The following is a 15,592-nucleotide window of genomic DNA, read 5'->3' on the forward strand; positions in this document are numbered from 1 at the left end:
ACGTTAAGATATGGTAATCTTTTTCTATAGGGAATTCCAATTGAACGGAAAGGTACGTTCCGTATGAAAAGAAAATTTTCTGACCGCGCAAATTGGCGCCGCATATTGCGAAGAAGCTACTCCTGCTTAGCGCTTGACGGCGATGAATTCAGGGGCCTCGTTACATTTTACCGAATACATGAGCTTCGGGAGCCGCTCTGGAAAGAGTATGACGGTCGCAAGTTGTGTTTGGCAGACCGTGGATATCTTTGGATGCAGCATTTTCCGAAAGGCGAGCACTTTGTTGTCACAACAATGTTTGACGATAAGGGAAGAGTCGTTCAATGGTATATTGATATTTGCAAAACGCAAGGGCTGACGGATCAACAGGTGCCATGGTTTGACGATTTGTATTTGGATGTTGTCGTGCTTCCAAGCGGCGAAGTTTATTTAATGGATGAAGATGAGCTGGAAGAGGCGGTTAGACAAGGCGATGTGAGCAACAAAGATGCCGCGCTGGCGAGAAAAACGGCGGGCCGACTGCTGTCGAGCATACGCAATGGAAGGTTCCGCTATTTTACACTTAGCCTAAAGCACAAAAAAAGTTTGGTACAGCGAACAGGGGAGCTTAGCGAATCATGAAAACCCAATCGCAGAGAAGGAGCAGCCCGCGGAGACGGAAGACCGTTGTTCGACCTTGGCTGCTCTTATTTCGTTCCGCACTGTGGCTCTTGGCGGCGGCTATTTTATGGTGCGGCTACTTGTTTTGGCTCATTAACGGCTACAGCGAAAAAGACAGTTATCCACAAGCGGACGCCGGAATCATTCTCGGAGCTGCGTTATGGAACGATCAGCCAAGTCCAGCGCTGCGGGAACGGCTCGATTTTGCCGCAAAGCTGCTCGAAAATGGAACGGTCAAAGCGCTTATTTTGTCCGGCGGACACGGCGGACGTTCTTCTACGCTTACGGAAGCGGAAGGGATGCGCAACTATTTAACGGCCAAGGGCATTTCGGAGGACAGGTTGTTGCTAGAGACAAAAGCGGCGAGCACGTATCAAAATTTGTTGTTCAGTCAGCAGCTCGGACAAGCCGAAGGCTTCCGTACTTATATAATTATTACGCATGATTACCATGCCGCGCGGGCAAAAGAAATGGCGGACTATGCGGAAATAAACGCTGTTGCGGCGGCCGGCGTTCAATCGACCGTACTAAACGAGTTTTATAACGATTCCCGTGAAGTGCTGGCGTTTACGAAGTGGAAACTGGACTGGCTGTCGCTCGTTCTAGGTATTCGCTCTCCCGAATCCTTGCTGTAAATCTGCTAATATGCGGCTGCAAGATAGAATAAGCTTGTAGTGCGAGCAGCTTTATGTACAAAGGAATGGTGATGCGTCAGATGAACGGACATGTCATATCGGGACCAGGCAACGGAACGACAAGACCTTCTCGTCAAATTAATGTGGTGCTTCGCAGTCATGAAACGTTTGGGAGCACATCTTCCGCACATGCGCTAGAAGCTGAGCCATTGCCGGCCGTTAAGCCGCTTCCAGGAGTAGACCATTTTGCCGATATCCAGAAAGAGCTGGAGCCGATGGTCGGAATGGAAAATGTAAAGTCGCTGATCTATGAGATTTACGCCCTTCTGTATATTAGCCGAATGAGAACGGAAGCGGGACTATATGGCGGCTCTCAGGTGTACCACATGATTTTTAGAGGCAACCCGGGGACTGGGAAAACGACCATAGCGCGTATTGTAGCGAAGCTGTTCCAAAAGATGGGGGTATTGTCCAAAGGCCATCTAATTGAAGTAGAACGTGCCGATCTTGTTGGCGAATATATTGGACATACCGCTCAAAAAACAAGAGACCTGGTGCGGAAAGCGATGGGCGGCGTTTTATTCGTAGATGAAGCCTATAGTTTGGCGCGCGGCGGGGAAAAGGATTTTGGGAAAGAAGCGATTGATACGCTTGTAAAAGCTATGGAAGACCATAAAAATGGATTTGTGCTTATTTTGGCAGGTTATCCGCTTGAAATTGAGCAGTTTTTGCAGACGAATCCGGGGCTTCCTTCCCGATTTCCGATCCAGATTGAATTTCCCGACTACTCCGTTGACCAATTGATGCAAATCGGGGAGCTGATGGTGAAAGAGCGGGATTATGTCATGCTGCCTCAAACGCTTTTTAAGCTGCGCCAATCTCTAATGCAAGAAAAAATAAACGAAATGTTTTCGTTCAGCAACGCCAGATTTGTTCGCAACACAATTGAAAAGGCAATCCGCCATCAGGCGGTCAGGTTGATAGGCCAATATTCGAGCTCAGTTCCCGGTAGAGGTGAGCTGATGTCGATCAGGCCGGAAGACCTTAAAATGTAATGAAGAGGTACTGAAGCAAACGACGCAGAAGGAGAATGGAAATGAATAACGGGCAACAAGAGCATACACAATTATGGGATCATTTGCTGGAGCTTGCTGACTCCGCTGAGGAAGTGGCGGCGGAGGCGTTCAAAAAAATCGACAAAACCGCTGAACGCAATCAATGGAAAGTCATTGAAGCCTTTAAACGTCACGGGGTAAGCGATTATCATTTTGCCGGGTCAACGGGCTACGGCTACAATGATCGCGGCAGGGAAGTGCTTGATCTGGTTTATGCGGATGTATTCGGTGCAGAGGCTGCTTTGGTACGGCCACATTTTGCATCGGGCACGCATACGATCAGCTGCGCTTTGTTTGGCGTGCTGCGCCCTGGCGATGAGCTGCTGTATGTAACGGGCAAACCTTACGATACGCTGCACAAAGTGATTGGCAAGCCGGGTGACGGCAAAGGTTCGCTGCGCGATTGGGGCGTCGATTATTCCGAAGTATCCTTATTGCCGGAAGGTGGGCTAGACTGGAATGCCATTGAAGCGGCCATTACGGACAAAACAAAAGTCATCGGCGTACAGCGGTCACGGGGATATGACTGGAGAGCTTCCTTCACCGTTGCGGAGATTGCGGAAATCGTGGAAAGAATTAGAGCGATTAGAGAAGACCTGATTATTTTTGTAGACAACTGTTATGGCGAATTTACGGAACTGCTGGAACCGACGCAAGTAGGTGTAGACTTGATGGCAGGTTCCTTGATTAAAAACCCCGGCGGAGGCCTCGCGGAAACAGGAGGTTACATCGCCGGGAAGCGTTTTGCCGTGGAGGCGGCAGCTTACCGTCTCACGGCGCCGGGCATTGGCGGAGAAGTAGGGGCAATGTTAGGAACGTTGCGCTCTATGTACCAAGGATTGTTCCTTTCCCCTCATATCGTTGGACAAGCTGTCAAAGGCAGTGTGCTGGCCGCTGCTTTGTTCGAGCGGCTGGGCTTTGAGTCTAAGCCGAAATGGCATGAGCCGCGCACCGATTTGATTCAAGCGGTGAAGTTCAAGAGCGCGGAGCATTTGATCGCTTTTGTTCAAGGCATTCAGCAAGCGGCCGCGGTTGACGCGCATGTCGTTCCGGAACCGTGGGACATGCCTGGTTATGAAAATCCGGTCATTATGGCAGCCGGAACCTTTATTCAGGGGGGAAGTTTGGAACTGTCCGCTGACGCCCCTATCCGTGAGCCTTACATCGCTTATATGCAGGGAGGACTTACTTATTCGCATGCGAAGTATGGCGTTTTGACCGCTTTGAAAAAAATGGTCGATAAAGGGTTGGTTGTAACCAAACCTCACATAACTTGACACCTTTCAGGGGCGACGATACAATGTAGCTATAAATGAGCAACTGGAAGGTTGATGCGACATGGCTGATGAAATTCGCAGAAATATGGCCTTATTTCCTATTGGTATCGTAATGAAACTGACGGATTTAACGGCCAGACAAATCCGTTATTATGAGCAGCATGAGCTGATCGTTCCCGCCCGCACGGCGGGTAACCAGAGATTGTTTTCTTTCAACGATGTAGAACGTTTGTTGGAAATTAAGTCTCTGATTGAGAAGGGTGTCAACATAGCCGGCATTAAGCAGGTCATGAATCCGGTTTCGAAGGAATCCGACGATGCAACGATTGTAAGCGAGCAGTCTGAAGTGAAAAGACGCGAATTGTCGGATCAACAGTTGCATCGCATGCTGAAGCAGCAGTTGCTGGAGAAGAGACCAGGTCAAGCGTCGCTCATTCAAGGTCAGCTAACCCGATTTTTGAACAAACGGTAATGATATAAGACAAGAGGAGATGATTCTGTGAGTTACACAAAAGAGGACATCAAAAGAATAACGCAAGAGCAAAACGTGCGGTTCATTCGCCTGCAATTTACCGATTTGCTTGGCACTATTAAAAATGTGGAAATTCCAGTGAGTCAACTCGATAAAGCCCTTGACAATAAAATGATGTTTGACGGTTCTTCCATCGAAGGTTATGTTCGAATTGAAGAGTCGGATATGTACTTATATCCCGATCTGGATACGTGGGTCGTCTTTCCATGGGTTGCACAAGATCGCGTAGCCAGATTGATTTGCGATATTTATATGCCGGACGGAACTCCGTTTGCGGGAGATCCGCGCGGTATTTTGAAACGTGCGCTTAAAGAAGCGGAAGAGCTCGGCTATACGGCGATGAATGTAGGTCCGGAACCGGAATTTTTCTTGTTCAAGACGGACGAAAGAGGAGAACCGACGACAGAGCTTAATGACCAAGGCGGTTATTTCGATTTGGCGCCAATGGACCTCGGTGAAAACTGCCGCCGCGAAATCGTGTTGACGCTGGAGGAAATGGGCTTTGAAATCGAAGCCTCCCATCACGAGGTTGCCCCGGGTCAGCATGAGATTGATTTCAAATACGCCGATGCCATTAAAGCGGCGGACCAAATTCAAACGTTTAAGCTTGTTGTCAAAACGATTGCACGCGTTCACGGGCTGCATGCTTCTTTTATGCCAAAACCGCTGTTTGGTGTAAACGGTTCCGGCATGCACTGTCACCAGTCGTTATTCCAAGGCAGCACCAACGCTTTTTACGAAGAAAAGGACAAACTGGGTCTTAGCCCGACAGCTCGTTATTACATGGCTGGTATTTTGAAGCATGCAAGAGCGATGGCGGCGATCACGAACCCGACGGTCAACTCCTACAAACGTCTGGTGCCTGGTTATGAGGCGCCATGTTATGTAGCCTGGTCGGCCAGCAACCGTTCCCCGATGATCCGTATTCCGGCTTCGCGCGGATTATCAACTCGCGTAGAAGTACGTAATCCTGATCCAGCGGCGAATCCGTATTTGGCGCTTGCAGTCATGCTTAAGGCTGGGCTCGACGGCATTCAAAACAAGCTTCCTCTGCCGGCTCCAACGGATCGCAACATTTACATCATGACGGAAGAAGAGCGTTTGGACGCAGGCATTCCAAGCTTGCCAGTCGATTTGAAGGAAGCGCTGGATGAAATGCTGAGAAGCGACATCATTTGCGAGGCGCTAGGCGATCACGCTTTGGCCCATTTCTATGAGCTGAAAGAAATCGAATGGGATATGTACAGAACCCAAGTGCATCAATGGGAAAGAGATCAGTATTTGACTCTTTATTAATAAAGAATATAGCTACAATATATAAACCGGGCCAACCGTAGAAGTTTTTCACTTCATCGGTTGGCCCGGTATTTTTATTTCGTATCGTTTCAGAGGAAGATTTTTGGGGGGAAATACATAGCGTCATTTTTGATCGGGATCAAAATGTATTGGGCAAACTCGCTACTTCAATCGCATAGTAGCCGTTACCGGATTATGGTCGCTGACTGTAAACTTTTGATCGTGGCCTGCAACGACAGCGACATCAATGTTAGGCGAAACGAGGAAGCCGTCTATTACAGCAAGGAAGTTTGTTCCTTCCTTGTAGGGCCTATCTAAAGTGCGGACGGTAGGGATACTGGGATCGACTACCCAATTAAAGCCCTCTGGCGTAAATGCTTCCGGGAAAGGTTGCAGCCATTCCGGCCATTCTTGTTCAGAAGGGAACGCTGCTGGATCAGTTTCGGGTAAGGAGTGATTCCAGTCTCCACCTATGACTATGTAATTTTCTTTTTTCATTTCTTGTTCGATATAGGAGGACAAAAAATTCAGCTGTTTTTTCCGAATAGCGCCACCCTTGTCAAAAGCGGACAGATGCAGATTGACAATAATAAGCTCTTTGCCGTTGCTGACGGGAATTCGGGTTTCAATAAAAGCACGGTCAAGCTCCATTTGCTGAACAGGCCAACTTTCTTTGCCTGGCAAATCATAACGCGTATGGTTGGAGCCGACGCTAAGCTTTGATGAAGTCATCAATCCGCTATGTACCTTTCCCATTGGCTTAAAGACAGGAACCGGAACCCAAGGAACACGATAATTTGCCGCGAAAACATGCTCATAATGGGGTAAAAACTGACTTAGATAGTCGACCTCGTCAATCCCATAACTGCGTGAAGAATTTTTGTCGACTTCTTGCAACAGGTAAATGTCAGAACCGGTTGTCTTAAGAAAATCTGCCATTATGGATAGATTTCGATCGGTCTGTCCTTGGCTGCTAGACCGCGACATGGAGCCGCCATCCATGAAAAAATCTTGGCCTTGATCGTTCCCGGCATAACCAATATTATAGGTCGTAATTGTAAAAGAAGTGTTTGCGTCTAATGGATCAGCGCTTTTCGGACCAACCGAAAGCAGCTCCACCTTAGCTGCAGGTTTATAGTCCATGACGGTAATGTAAATAAGAAAAGCGGCCAAAAAGGCAAGCGGTATTGCTGCTGCACTCCCAATTCGTTTCAACCATTTATATCGATTCGGTCGTTTTACTGTCCCTATTTCCATGGTAAAAACCCCTCTCGGATCTGCTTTATAAAAATGGATTATATTTCTGCCCATACAATTATATAACACAAGGCACTCTATGAAAATGTGCATCAACCTTTCCATTTCATCCATTCCAACGAATTTGCTCGTACATATCATATTAAGTAGCAAAATAAAGGAGGATGATGAAGCAATGAGCAAGGAAGTAGAAGTATCGCAATCGTTTCCCAGGCTGACGGTTTATTCCGATGAAAATTTCCGAGGACGCCGGAGAATATTAAGAGGCAATCTTGGCATTCGGAATACGGATTTGATTTTGGACGGAATTGAAAGCTTGAAATTCTTTTCTCCAAGAGCAGGCGCAACTTTAGTTGTGTTTTCCAGAACGAGATTCCGTGGAGCCTTTAGAGTGTTTCGCGGCAACACGAATCTTCGCATCCTGGACAATCTGATTCGCGGCGGCGACGTGGAGTCAATAATTTCTTCGGACCGCTTCTTATCCGAACGCGAAATTCGCCGTATTCGCGCTACCGGCATTTTGCCTATCGGGTTTCGCCGTATTTAATCTCAGGCTAATAGAAAAAGCAGGGTGTTTCGCCGACTTCAGTCTGCGGAACACCCTGCTTTTGTCTGTGCTAATGAAAATCGCGAAAAAGGCCGATGACTTTGCCCAAAATCGTAACATTATGCAGCCGGATCGGCTCCATAGTAGAGTTTTCGGGTTGAAGCCGAATGTGATCTTTTTCTTTGTAAAAGGTTTTAACAGTGGCTTCGTCATCTTCCGTCATCGCTACAACAATATCTCCGTTGTTCGCGGATTGCTGCTGGCGGACAATGACGTAATCGCCGTTATGGATACCGGCCTCGATCATGCTCTCTCCAATGACGTTAAGAATAAATACATTGTTGTCGCCAACGAAGTGAGAAGGAAGAGGGAAATAATCTTCTATGTTTTCCGTCGCCGTAATCGGTACGCCGGCCGTAACCTTGCCTACAATCGGCACTTGTGCGACTGGGAATGGAATAACGTTGTCTTCGCCATCGCCATCTTGGCTTAATATTTCAATGGCCCGCGGTTTGGTCGGGTCCCGACGAATAAATCCCTTTTTCTCCAGACGGTCCAGATGTCCGTGAACAGTAGAGCTGGACAGCAAGCCTACGGCTTCCGCGATTTCCCGAACGGAGGGCGGATAACCCTTCTCCCGAACTTCCAGCTTAATAAATTCAAGAATCGAATTTTGCCGTTTGGACAGCTTCGACACTAGTATCAACTCCATTCGTATAGTTGTGTCAAATTATAACACAGAACCGCCGTTCGTACAAACATAAGTTCTGAGCACAAATGTTCGTATTTAAGATTGACTGCAAACATTTGTTCGTGTTATTGTAATAGCAGAACAAATGTTTGGGGTGCTGAATATGATGATGATAAATGAAAGCTCGTACCGTTCAATACATAATAACAACAGCAGAGAGCATAGACCTAATATAGCCATGCATTTTATTCGTCATTTAAAGAGGAATGGGGCAAAAGTCATTGCCAGCCTATTGTTGGCTGCGTTATTGTTTTCAAGCTTTCTATTAATAGGTATTAACGCTTCGGGATCAAACGTGCTTCATGAAAACGAAAGCATCGTAACCGTAAAGAGCGGGGACACCTTGTGGGGGATTGCCAACCAACTCGCCAGTAAGGGCAATGATACCGGTTATCTGGTTTTTATGATAAAGAACCGGAACAACTTAGAAGACGCAACGATTAAGCCGGGGCAGAAGCTCATTATTCCGGACTTTTGACTTACTTTTCAAGTGGAATAATTCATTGAATTTATGAATAGAGGGATGCAGTCCAATAATGGGCTGTCTCGCTCTATTTTTTATTGCCTATTTGTTCCGCTTGTCCGCTGCGATACCTTGACAATGCATCCTTTAAAAAGTCAAAATAGGGAGTAGCGTGTTTGCAGCTAGAGAGGAGTGGAAACAGAAGTGGATATCGACAAAATAATCGCGCGAATTAACGAGCTGTCGCGGAAAAATAAAACGGTTGGCCTTACAGATGAGGAAACAAAGGAACGGGATGATCTTAGGCAGCAATATCTAAACAATTTTAAGCGCAACTTTAGGCAACAGTTGGACACTATCAAATATGTCGAGGACGAAGAGGACAATATAAAGCACTAAGCTATGTGTTCGTCTAGTTGTTATTACAAGGAGGAAAAGATATTGTCACGTTCATGGGAACGCAAAGTTCGCAAAAATATGAGCAAAGTGAACCACACTCGCAAAAAGCAGGGAGGCGGGCAACTTGTTTTTAACGCCGAGAAGTCTGCCCGGTTTACCGGGAGAAATTTTGTTTTCCCGATTCTATTGATTATGTTTATTGTGGCTTACATTTTCATCTCTCAAACGAGCCCCAAATTTGAAACCGGGACGATGTACTGGGTGACGATTGGCGCCTATTTCCTGCTTGCTCTAATCTTCTTTTTGCGCAAGCCTTATTTGACCATCGGCAAAGACTATGTGCAAACCCGTCGTTTTTCAGGAGACAGAAGGCTTAGCGCTGATGCAATTAAAGCGATTCGTGTTCAAGACGGATATGTGACGGTAATGCCGAATAAAGGCGCGGGCTGGACGTTTTCTAGATTGCTGAACCGTTTCCAAACGGATGAAATGGCGGAGAAGCTGAAGGGTTTTGCCGCAGCAAACGGCATTTCCTTCGAAGAGAAATAACATAAATAAGGGAGAGTCGAAACCAAGATGGCCAAGCAAGCGGTTTTATTCGATCTAGACGATACTTTGCTGTGGGATGACCGCAGCGTGAAGGAAGCGTTCGAAACGACTTGCCTAGCGGGTGCGCAGGCGGCAGGCGTCGACGCGGAGGAGCTGGAGCAAGCTGTACGCAAGGAAGCGAGAGCGCTTTACGAATCGTACGAAACCTTTCCGTTTACGAAAATGATCGGCATTAACCCTTTTGAGGGGCTATGGGCTCATTTCTCCGGCGGAGAGCAAGAAGAGTTCCGCAAGCTTCAGAAGCTTGCCCCGGAATACCGCAAGGCGGCATGGACCCAAGGATTAAAAGCGCTAGGCGTAGACAATGAAGAGCTTGGCGCCAAGCTGGCGGAGCAATTTCCTGCTGAAAGACGCTCTAGACCATTTGTTTACGATGAAACGTTTGCTGTCTTGGACAAGCTGAAGGGCAAATATAAACTTCTTTTGCTGACGAACGGCTCGCCTGACTTGCAAAAGGAAAAGCTGGATGGCGTGCCTGCACTGATCCCTTATTTTGACCACATTATTATCTCCGGAGAGTTTGGCCAAGGCAAACCTGCCGCTCCTATATTCCAGCATGCATTGGACAAGCTTGGAATCGAGCCCGAGCATGGCATTATGGTTGGCGACAAGCTGACTACCGATATTTTGGGAGCCAATACGATCGGCATGACATCGGTCTGGATAAACCGTCATGACATGGTTCGTGACGACGAAATTGTGCCGACATTTGAAATTTCCAACTTAAACGAGCTGCTTCAGCTTTTGGAACAGTAGAACAAAAAAAGCCCCTCGTCAGGCGCTTTTGCGCGATTTCGAGGGGCTTTCGCTTTATTTCGATTGGAATGCGGCGTCAGCGAAAGGATGTGCAATCCAGCCTTCTGTTTCAATAAAGAGGCGAACGGCCACAATTTGACGATTTTCCATAAGCGTAAAGAAATGCGGCTTATGTTCTGGCACGGAAATGACGTCTCCAGCTTCCAATTCTACGTCGAAGTAACCGACATCGTCTGTTCCTTTAATAATAAAAATGCCGCGTCCGGCTGTAATCGCACGTACTTCGTCTTCGGTATGTGTATGGACATTTTCGAACTTTTTAAGTAATTCATCCAAATTCGGAGTGGCATCGGACAATGCGACGATATCCCATGTGCGGTAGCCGCGGCGTTCTGCCAGATCACGAATTTCCGCGTCGAACGTAGACAAAATTTGTCCCTTTTCTTCATCGGACAATACAAATTTATCTTTCAAATCCTCGGAAAGCTTGCTAGGATTCCAATGTTCGTAAAGTACTTCCTGGCTCTCCAAAAATGCGCGGACATTTTGTTCTCCTTGAATCCGTTCCTCGGTATTGCGAATTCTAATTTCAGCCATGATCATTCCCTCTTTTCCAATAGAAATTAAATGATATAATAATTATAAATCAAATGAGTTCCAATGTCGATGGATCTTCCTTTTCAGCGCATAACGATTCTGATAAACTATTTTGTAACGATTTCGGGAAGGGTGTAGCAAATTGTCGAAAGCGACTTTACAGCAGCTGCTCCAGGAGCGCATTCTTATTTTGGACGGCGCCATGGGCACTATGATTCAGCAGGCTAATTTAACGGAGGATGATTTCGGAGGACCGGAACTAGACGGATGCAACGAGATGCTCGTTCTTACACGTCCGGATGTCATTCAAACGATACATGAGCAATACTTGGAAGCTGGAGCCGATATTTTGGAAACGAATACGTTCGGTGCGACCAGCGTCGTTCTGGCGGATTACGACATTCCGGAGAAAGCGCGGGAAATCAATTTGGCTGCGGCTAAGCTTGCGAGAGTGGCGGCAGATAAATATAGCACTCCAGACAGACCGAGATTTGTTGCGGGGGCGCTTGGCCCAACGACCAAGACGTTGTCCGTTACCGGCGGCGTTACATTCGACGAGTTGGTCGAAAGTTATTACGAGCAGGCGCTTGCGCTAATTGAGGCTGATGTTGACGCGCTGCTGCTGGAAACCTCGCAAGATACGCTTAATGTAAAAGCGGGCAGCATCGGGATACGAAACGCTTTTGAAACGCTGGGCAAAGAGCTGCCGATTATGATTTCCGGCACGATTGAGCCGATGGGAACAACGCTCGCTGGACAAACGATCGAATCTTTTTATATTTCGCTTGAGCATTTGAAGCCGATATCCATTGGCCTGAACTGCGCGACCGGTCCAGAATTTATGCGCGACCATATTCGGACGTTAAGCGAAATTGCCGATACTTCCGTCAGTTGTTATCCCAATGCGGGATTGCCCGATGAAAACGGCCATTATCACGAATCGCCAGAATCGCTCGCTGCCAAATTAGCCGCTTTTGCAGAGCAGGGCTGGTTGAACATCGCAGGCGGCTGCTGCGGCACGACGCCGGAACATATTCGCAAAATGGCCGAGACGATGGCGAAGTATGCGCCGCGTACGCAAATGGGAAGCCATTCTGATGCGGTATCGGGCATTGATACCGTGTTTATTGAAGCCGACAACCGCCCGATTATGATCGGGGAGAGAACTAACATTTCCGGCTCGCGGAAATTCAAGCGCCTCATTAAGGAAGAAAAGTTCGACGAGGCATCGGAAATCGCCCGTTCACAAGTGAAGGGAGGCGCGCATGTTATCGATATCAACTTGCAGGACACCGATATCGACGAAGCGTATGCCGTCCATCAATTTTTGCCGCAAGTCGTTAAAAAAATTAAAGCTCCTTTAATGTTGGATTCGACCTATGATCATATCATTGAACTCGGTTTAAAATATTCGCAAGGAAAAGCCATTATCAACTCGATTAATTTAGAGGACGGCGAATCAAAGTTTGAACAAATCGTTCCGCTCATTCACCGTTATGGCGCAGCAGTCGTCATGATTCTGATTGACGAGAGAGGGCAGGCCGTCTCCCGCGAGGCCAAACTGGAAGTAGCGGAGAGGTCCTACAACCTGCTTGTGAACAAATACGGCATTAATGCTGAAGATATTATTTTTGACCCGAATATGTTTCCTGTCGGCTCCGGCGATCCACAGTATATTGGTTCCGCGGTTGAGACGCTCGAAGGTATACGGATGATTAAAGAGAAGTTTCCAAAAACAAAAACGATTCTTGGCCTTAGCAACATCTCGTTCGGTTTGCCGGATGCGGGCCGGGAAGTGCTGAATTCCGTTTATTTGTACCATGCGACCAAAGCGGGATTGGATTACGCTATCGTAAATACGGAGAAGCTGGAAAGATACGCATCTATTCCCGATGAGGAGCGTAAGCTGGCGGAAGAACTGATTTACAATACGACCGACGACACGCTCGCGGCGTTTGTAGCGGCGTTCCGTAATAAGAAGGTAGAAAAGAAAGAAAAAATTTCGAACCTGACGCTGGAGGAGCGGCTCGCTTCCTATATTATTGAAGGAACCAAAGAAGGATTGATTCCCGATTTGGATGAAGCGCTCAATAAATATGCTCCGCTCGAAGTCATTAACGGGCCGTTGATGAAAGGCATGGAGGAAGTTGGCCGACTGTTCAACAATAATGAATTGATCGTAGCGGAAGTGCTTCAAAGCGCCGAAGTAATGAAAGCTTCCGTTACTCATTTGGAACAGTTTATGGAAAAGAACGAATCCTCGGTTAAAGGGAAAATTATTTTGGCAACCGTAAAAGGCGACGTTCATGACATCGGCAAAAATTTGGTGGAAATTATTCTTTCGAATAACGGATACAAAATTATTAATCTTGGCATTAAAGTTCCGCCGGAGCAGCTCATTGAGGCTTACCGCAACGAAAAGGTCGATGCGATCGGCTTGTCCGGCCTGCTGGTCAAATCGGCGCAGCAGATGGTCATTACAGCTCAAGATATGAGAAACGCAGGCATCGACGTGCCGATTCTCGTTGGCGGGGCTGCGTTGACTCGCAAATTTACAAAAACAAGGATCGGACCCGAATACGACGGCCTTGTTTTGTACGCCAAAGATGCGATGGACGGTCTTGATATCGCAAACAAGCTGATGGACCCTGAGCATCGCCAGCGGCTGGAGGAAGAGCTTGCAGCTTACAAAGCAGCGGGAGCTGCTGAAGAGGAAGTCAGCAAGCCGTTGCCGCAATTGACAAGAGCGGTTCGCTCCAACATTAATCCGGATGCGCCGGTATTTATGCCGCCGGATTTAGAGCGGCGCGTGCTGCGCGACGTTCCGATTCCGCAGATTATACCGTATGTCAATATGCAGATGCTGCTGGGACATCATCTTGGCTTGAAGGGAACGGTTGAAAAGCTGCTCGCGGAAGGCAACGAAAAGGCTGTTCATTTGAAAGAAACCGTTGACTCCATTATGCGTGAAGGGGCAGCGGAAGGATATTTGAAAGCTCAGGCGATGTATCGTTTCTTCCCGGCCCAATCTTCCGGAAACGATGTTATTATTTACGATCCGGCCGATCATTCGAAAGAGCTCAAACGTTTTACGTTCCCGCGGCAAAACGTGGAACCTTATCTCTGCTTGGCGGATTTCTTGAAATCGGTGGAAAGCGGAGTTATGGACTATGTCGGTTTCCTGGTCGTGACGGCGGGTCAAGGCATTCGCGATCTTGCTAATAAGTGGAAGGATGATGGGGATTATTTGCGCTCTCATGCGCTGCAATCTGTCGCGCTTGAAGTGGCGGAAGGGCTTGCTGAGCGAGTCCACCATATGATGCGCGATATATGCGGATATCCCGACCCTGTGGAAATGACGATGAAGCAGCGTCTTGGTGCGCGTTATCAAGGCATTCGCGTGTCGTTCGGCTATCCGGCCTGCCCTAACCTGGAAGATCAGGAGCCGTTGTTCGAACTGATGAAACCGCAAGATATCGGTGTCGAGCTTACGGAAGGGTGTATGATGGAGCCGGAGGCTTCCGTTTCGGCCATGGTATTTGCGCATCCTGAAGCGCAATATTTTAATGTAGAAAAAGTGTAAATATTTGCGCGGCGAGCCTTCCGTTATTCGTTGGATCATCCCATCGTATACGGAAGGCTCCTTCATATCGTAAACAATTGCAAGCCAGAGGCAGAGGGAGTCGAAAGGGATGAAAATGTGGTTTTTGGGAACAGGGGCGGGCAGACCCAACAAACATCGGAATGTAACCGCAATGGCTTTGCAATTGCCTGAACCGATGCCGGGATGGTGGCTGTTCGATGCGGGCGAAGGAACTCAGCATCAGCTCATGAAGCTGCCGCTTAAATTCAGCAAGCTGGAAGCGATCTTTATTACGCATTTGCACGGGGATCATTTATACGGTTTGCCGGGCTTGCTGAGCAGCCGCTCGTTCGATGGCGGAGTGACTCCTGTAACGGTTTATGGACCAATCGGCTTAAAAAAATATATCGAAACTACGTTTGAGCTAACTGGAACCTTTTTGGACTATGAGCTGAATATTCAAGAATTGCCGGAGGAGCCGACTGTCGTTATGGATAACGGCCGCCTCAAAATAACGGCTATGCCGCTGCAGCATCGGGTACCTTGCTTTGGCTACAGAGTAGAGGAAGCGGATATGCCGGGCAAGCTGCAAGCGGACAAGCTGCGTGCGCTAGGCGTAAAGGAAGGGCCGCTTTTTGGCAAGCTGAAAAACGGAGAAAGCGTCGTACTGGCGGATGGAAGAACGATTAGTCCAGAAATGGTAACGGACGGCGTCACCCGAGGACGAGTAGTTGCGGTGCTTGGCGATACAAGCCCTTGCGATGCCGTTCTTGAGCTGGGCAAAGACGCGGATTTGCTAATTCACGAAGCTACCTTCGCAACCGGAATGGAAGAAAAGGCCCATGAGTTCGGGCACAGCACGACGGTGGAAGCGGCGCTTGCCGCAAGCAAGTCGGGGGCGAAACAGCTTGCGATGACCCATTTCAGCGGGCGGTACGGCAATGAGGAGCTGATCCTGCTCACCGAGGAGGCTCAATCCGTTTTTCCTGACACGTTAGCGGCACAAGATTTGATGATGGTGGAAATTAAGCGTCGTCATCCCTGAAAATGTAATTGATTAGCGAACATGCATTCTGTAAAATGAGAAGATAATGAATAAAAGAACAATAGCGTAG

Annotated in this window: 16 protein-coding genes; 13 read left to right on the forward strand and 3 right to left on the reverse strand. The window is 47.8% G+C overall.

Going from position 1 to position 15,592, the window contains the following annotated elements; genetic code table 11:
- The first annotated feature begins 63 nt into the window (after positions 1–63).
- The 6 genes from ACFQZE_RS03365 to glnA all read left to right on the forward strand — a co-directional run bounded on the left by ACFQZE_RS03365 (position 64) and on the right by glnA (position 5,515).
- Entirely contained in the window at positions 64–621 is a 558-nt protein-coding gene (locus ACFQZE_RS03365; RefSeq protein ID WP_379353649.1) for a ribonuclease FAU-1 family protein, read from the forward strand.
- The gene (locus tag ACFQZE_RS03370; RefSeq protein WP_379353651.1) at positions 618–1,295 is read left to right on the forward strand and encodes a YdcF family protein; all 678 of its coding nucleotides are present in this window, start codon (positions 618–620) and stop codon (positions 1,293–1,295) included. The genes ACFQZE_RS03365 and ACFQZE_RS03370 overlap by 4 nt, the downstream gene beginning before the upstream one ends.
- A gap of 80 nt (positions 1,296–1,375) precedes the next feature.
- On the forward strand, positions 1,376–2,350 hold the full coding sequence (locus tag ACFQZE_RS03375) for an AAA family ATPase (protein WP_379355485.1): 975 nt from the start codon (positions 1,376–1,378) through the stop codon (positions 2,348–2,350).
- A 41-nt stretch (positions 2,351–2,391) separates the two neighbouring features.
- The gene (locus ACFQZE_RS03380) at positions 2,392–3,687 is read left to right on the forward strand and encodes a methionine gamma-lyase family protein (RefSeq protein ID WP_379353653.1); all 1,296 of its coding nucleotides are present in this window, start codon (positions 2,392–2,394) and stop codon (positions 3,685–3,687) included.
- 61 nt (positions 3,688–3,748) lie between these two features.
- A complete protein-coding gene (locus tag ACFQZE_RS03385) occupies positions 3,749–4,159 on the forward strand; it encodes a MerR family transcriptional regulator (RefSeq protein WP_379353655.1) in 411 nt (136 codons plus the stop codon).
- A 27-nt stretch (positions 4,160–4,186) separates the two neighbouring features.
- Complete coding sequence (gene glnA / locus ACFQZE_RS03390; protein ID WP_379353657.1) at positions 4,187–5,515, forward strand: type I glutamate--ammonia ligase; 1,329 nt, start codon at positions 4,187–4,189, stop codon at positions 5,513–5,515.
- A gap of 162 nt (positions 5,516–5,677) precedes the next feature.
- Here glnA and ACFQZE_RS03395 read toward each other — a convergent pair whose 3' ends face one another.
- Positions 5,678–6,886 carry an endonuclease/exonuclease/phosphatase family protein gene (locus ACFQZE_RS03395; protein ID WP_379353659.1) on the reverse strand — a complete coding sequence of 403 codons (1,209 nt, stop codon included), beginning with the start codon at positions 6,884–6,886 and terminating at the stop codon, positions 5,678–5,680.
- 61 nt (positions 6,887–6,947) lie between these two features.
- Between ACFQZE_RS03395 and ACFQZE_RS03400 the strand changes: the two genes are divergently transcribed.
- Positions 6,948–7,319, forward strand: coding sequence for a hypothetical protein (locus tag ACFQZE_RS03400; protein WP_379353661.1), 372 nt, complete (start codon positions 6,948–6,950; stop codon positions 7,317–7,319).
- A 70-nt stretch (positions 7,320–7,389) separates the two neighbouring features.
- Here ACFQZE_RS03400 and lexA read toward each other — a convergent pair whose 3' ends face one another.
- Positions 7,390–8,016, reverse strand: a complete 627-nt coding sequence (gene lexA, locus ACFQZE_RS03405) for a transcriptional repressor LexA (protein WP_379353663.1) — start codon at positions 8,014–8,016, stop codon at positions 7,390–7,392.
- A 157-nt stretch (positions 8,017–8,173) separates the two neighbouring features.
- Here lexA and ACFQZE_RS03410 point away from each other — a divergent pair, with 157 nt between their 5' ends.
- The 4 genes from ACFQZE_RS03410 to ACFQZE_RS03425 all read left to right on the forward strand — a co-directional run bounded on the left by ACFQZE_RS03410 (position 8,174) and on the right by ACFQZE_RS03425 (position 10,297).
- Positions 8,174–8,548, forward strand: coding sequence for a LysM peptidoglycan-binding domain-containing protein (locus tag ACFQZE_RS03410; protein WP_379353665.1), 375 nt, complete (start codon positions 8,174–8,176; stop codon positions 8,546–8,548).
- A 189-nt stretch (positions 8,549–8,737) separates the two neighbouring features.
- On the forward strand, positions 8,738–8,932 hold the full coding sequence (locus ACFQZE_RS03415; protein ID WP_379353667.1) for a DUF896 domain-containing protein: 195 nt from the start codon (positions 8,738–8,740) through the stop codon (positions 8,930–8,932).
- Between the two features lie 42 nt (positions 8,933–8,974).
- Complete coding sequence (locus ACFQZE_RS03420; protein WP_379353669.1) at positions 8,975–9,481, forward strand: hypothetical protein; 507 nt, start codon at positions 8,975–8,977, stop codon at positions 9,479–9,481.
- Positions 9,482–9,508: 27 nt separating this feature from the next.
- Positions 9,509–10,297: an HAD family hydrolase gene (locus ACFQZE_RS03425; protein WP_379353671.1), complete on the forward strand. Its 789-nt coding sequence runs from the start codon at positions 9,509–9,511 to the stop codon at positions 10,295–10,297.
- Between the two features lie 54 nt (positions 10,298–10,351).
- On the opposite strand, the gene ACFQZE_RS03430 is transcribed toward ACFQZE_RS03425, so the two are convergent.
- Positions 10,352–10,894: an acireductone dioxygenase gene (locus tag ACFQZE_RS03430; RefSeq protein WP_379353674.1), complete on the reverse strand. Its 543-nt coding sequence runs from the start codon at positions 10,892–10,894 to the stop codon at positions 10,352–10,354.
- Between the two features lie 142 nt (positions 10,895–11,036).
- Between ACFQZE_RS03430 and metH the strand changes: the two genes are divergently transcribed.
- Both metH and rnz read left to right on the forward strand, forming a co-directional pair.
- Complete coding sequence (gene metH / locus ACFQZE_RS03435; RefSeq protein WP_379353676.1) at positions 11,037–14,477, forward strand: methionine synthase; 3,441 nt, start codon at positions 11,037–11,039, stop codon at positions 14,475–14,477.
- A gap of 109 nt (positions 14,478–14,586) precedes the next feature.
- Complete coding sequence (rnz, locus tag ACFQZE_RS03440; protein WP_379353678.1) at positions 14,587–15,522, forward strand: ribonuclease Z; 936 nt, start codon at positions 14,587–14,589, stop codon at positions 15,520–15,522.
- Positions 15,523–15,592 lie beyond the last annotated feature (70 nt).

The organism is Paenibacillus sp. GCM10027627 (assembly GCF_042675505.1).
Lineage (GTDB): Bacteria > Bacillota > Bacilli > Paenibacillales > Paenibacillaceae > Pristimantibacillus.

What these genes read in the sequence shown, in the direction of transcription:
- ACFQZE_RS03380 (WP_379353653.1), top strand. Translation starts at nt 2,392, where the DNA reads ATGAATAACGGGCAACAAGAGCATACACAATTATGGGATCATTTGCTG.
- ACFQZE_RS03370 (WP_379353651.1), top strand. Translation starts at nt 618, where the DNA reads ATGAAAACCCAATCGCAGAGAAGGAGCAGCCCGCGGAGACGGAAGACC.
- ACFQZE_RS03365 (WP_379353649.1), top strand. Translation starts at nt 64, where the DNA reads ATGAAAAGAAAATTTTCTGACCGCGCAAATTGGCGCCGCATATTGCGA.
- ACFQZE_RS03430 (WP_379353674.1), bottom strand. Translation starts at nt 10,894, where the DNA reads ATGGCTGAAATTAGAATTCGCAATACCGAGGAACGGATTCAAGGAGAA.
- rnz (WP_379353678.1), top strand. Translation starts at nt 14,587, where the DNA reads ATGAAAATGTGGTTTTTGGGAACAGGGGCGGGCAGACCCAACAAACAT.
- ACFQZE_RS03400 (WP_379353661.1), top strand. Translation starts at nt 6,948, where the DNA reads ATGAGCAAGGAAGTAGAAGTATCGCAATCGTTTCCCAGGCTGACGGTT.
- ACFQZE_RS03385 (WP_379353655.1), top strand. Translation starts at nt 3,749, where the DNA reads ATGGCTGATGAAATTCGCAGAAATATGGCCTTATTTCCTATTGGTATC.
- ACFQZE_RS03375 (WP_379355485.1), top strand. Translation starts at nt 1,376, where the DNA reads ATGAACGGACATGTCATATCGGGACCAGGCAACGGAACGACAAGACCT.
- ACFQZE_RS03395 (WP_379353659.1), bottom strand. Translation starts at nt 6,886, where the DNA reads ATGGATGAAATGGAAAGGTTGATGCACATTTTCATAGAGTGCCTTGTG.
- ACFQZE_RS03425 (WP_379353671.1), top strand. Translation starts at nt 9,509, where the DNA reads ATGGCCAAGCAAGCGGTTTTATTCGATCTAGACGATACTTTGCTGTGG.
- ACFQZE_RS03410 (WP_379353665.1), top strand. Translation starts at nt 8,174, where the DNA reads ATGATGATGATAAATGAAAGCTCGTACCGTTCAATACATAATAACAAC.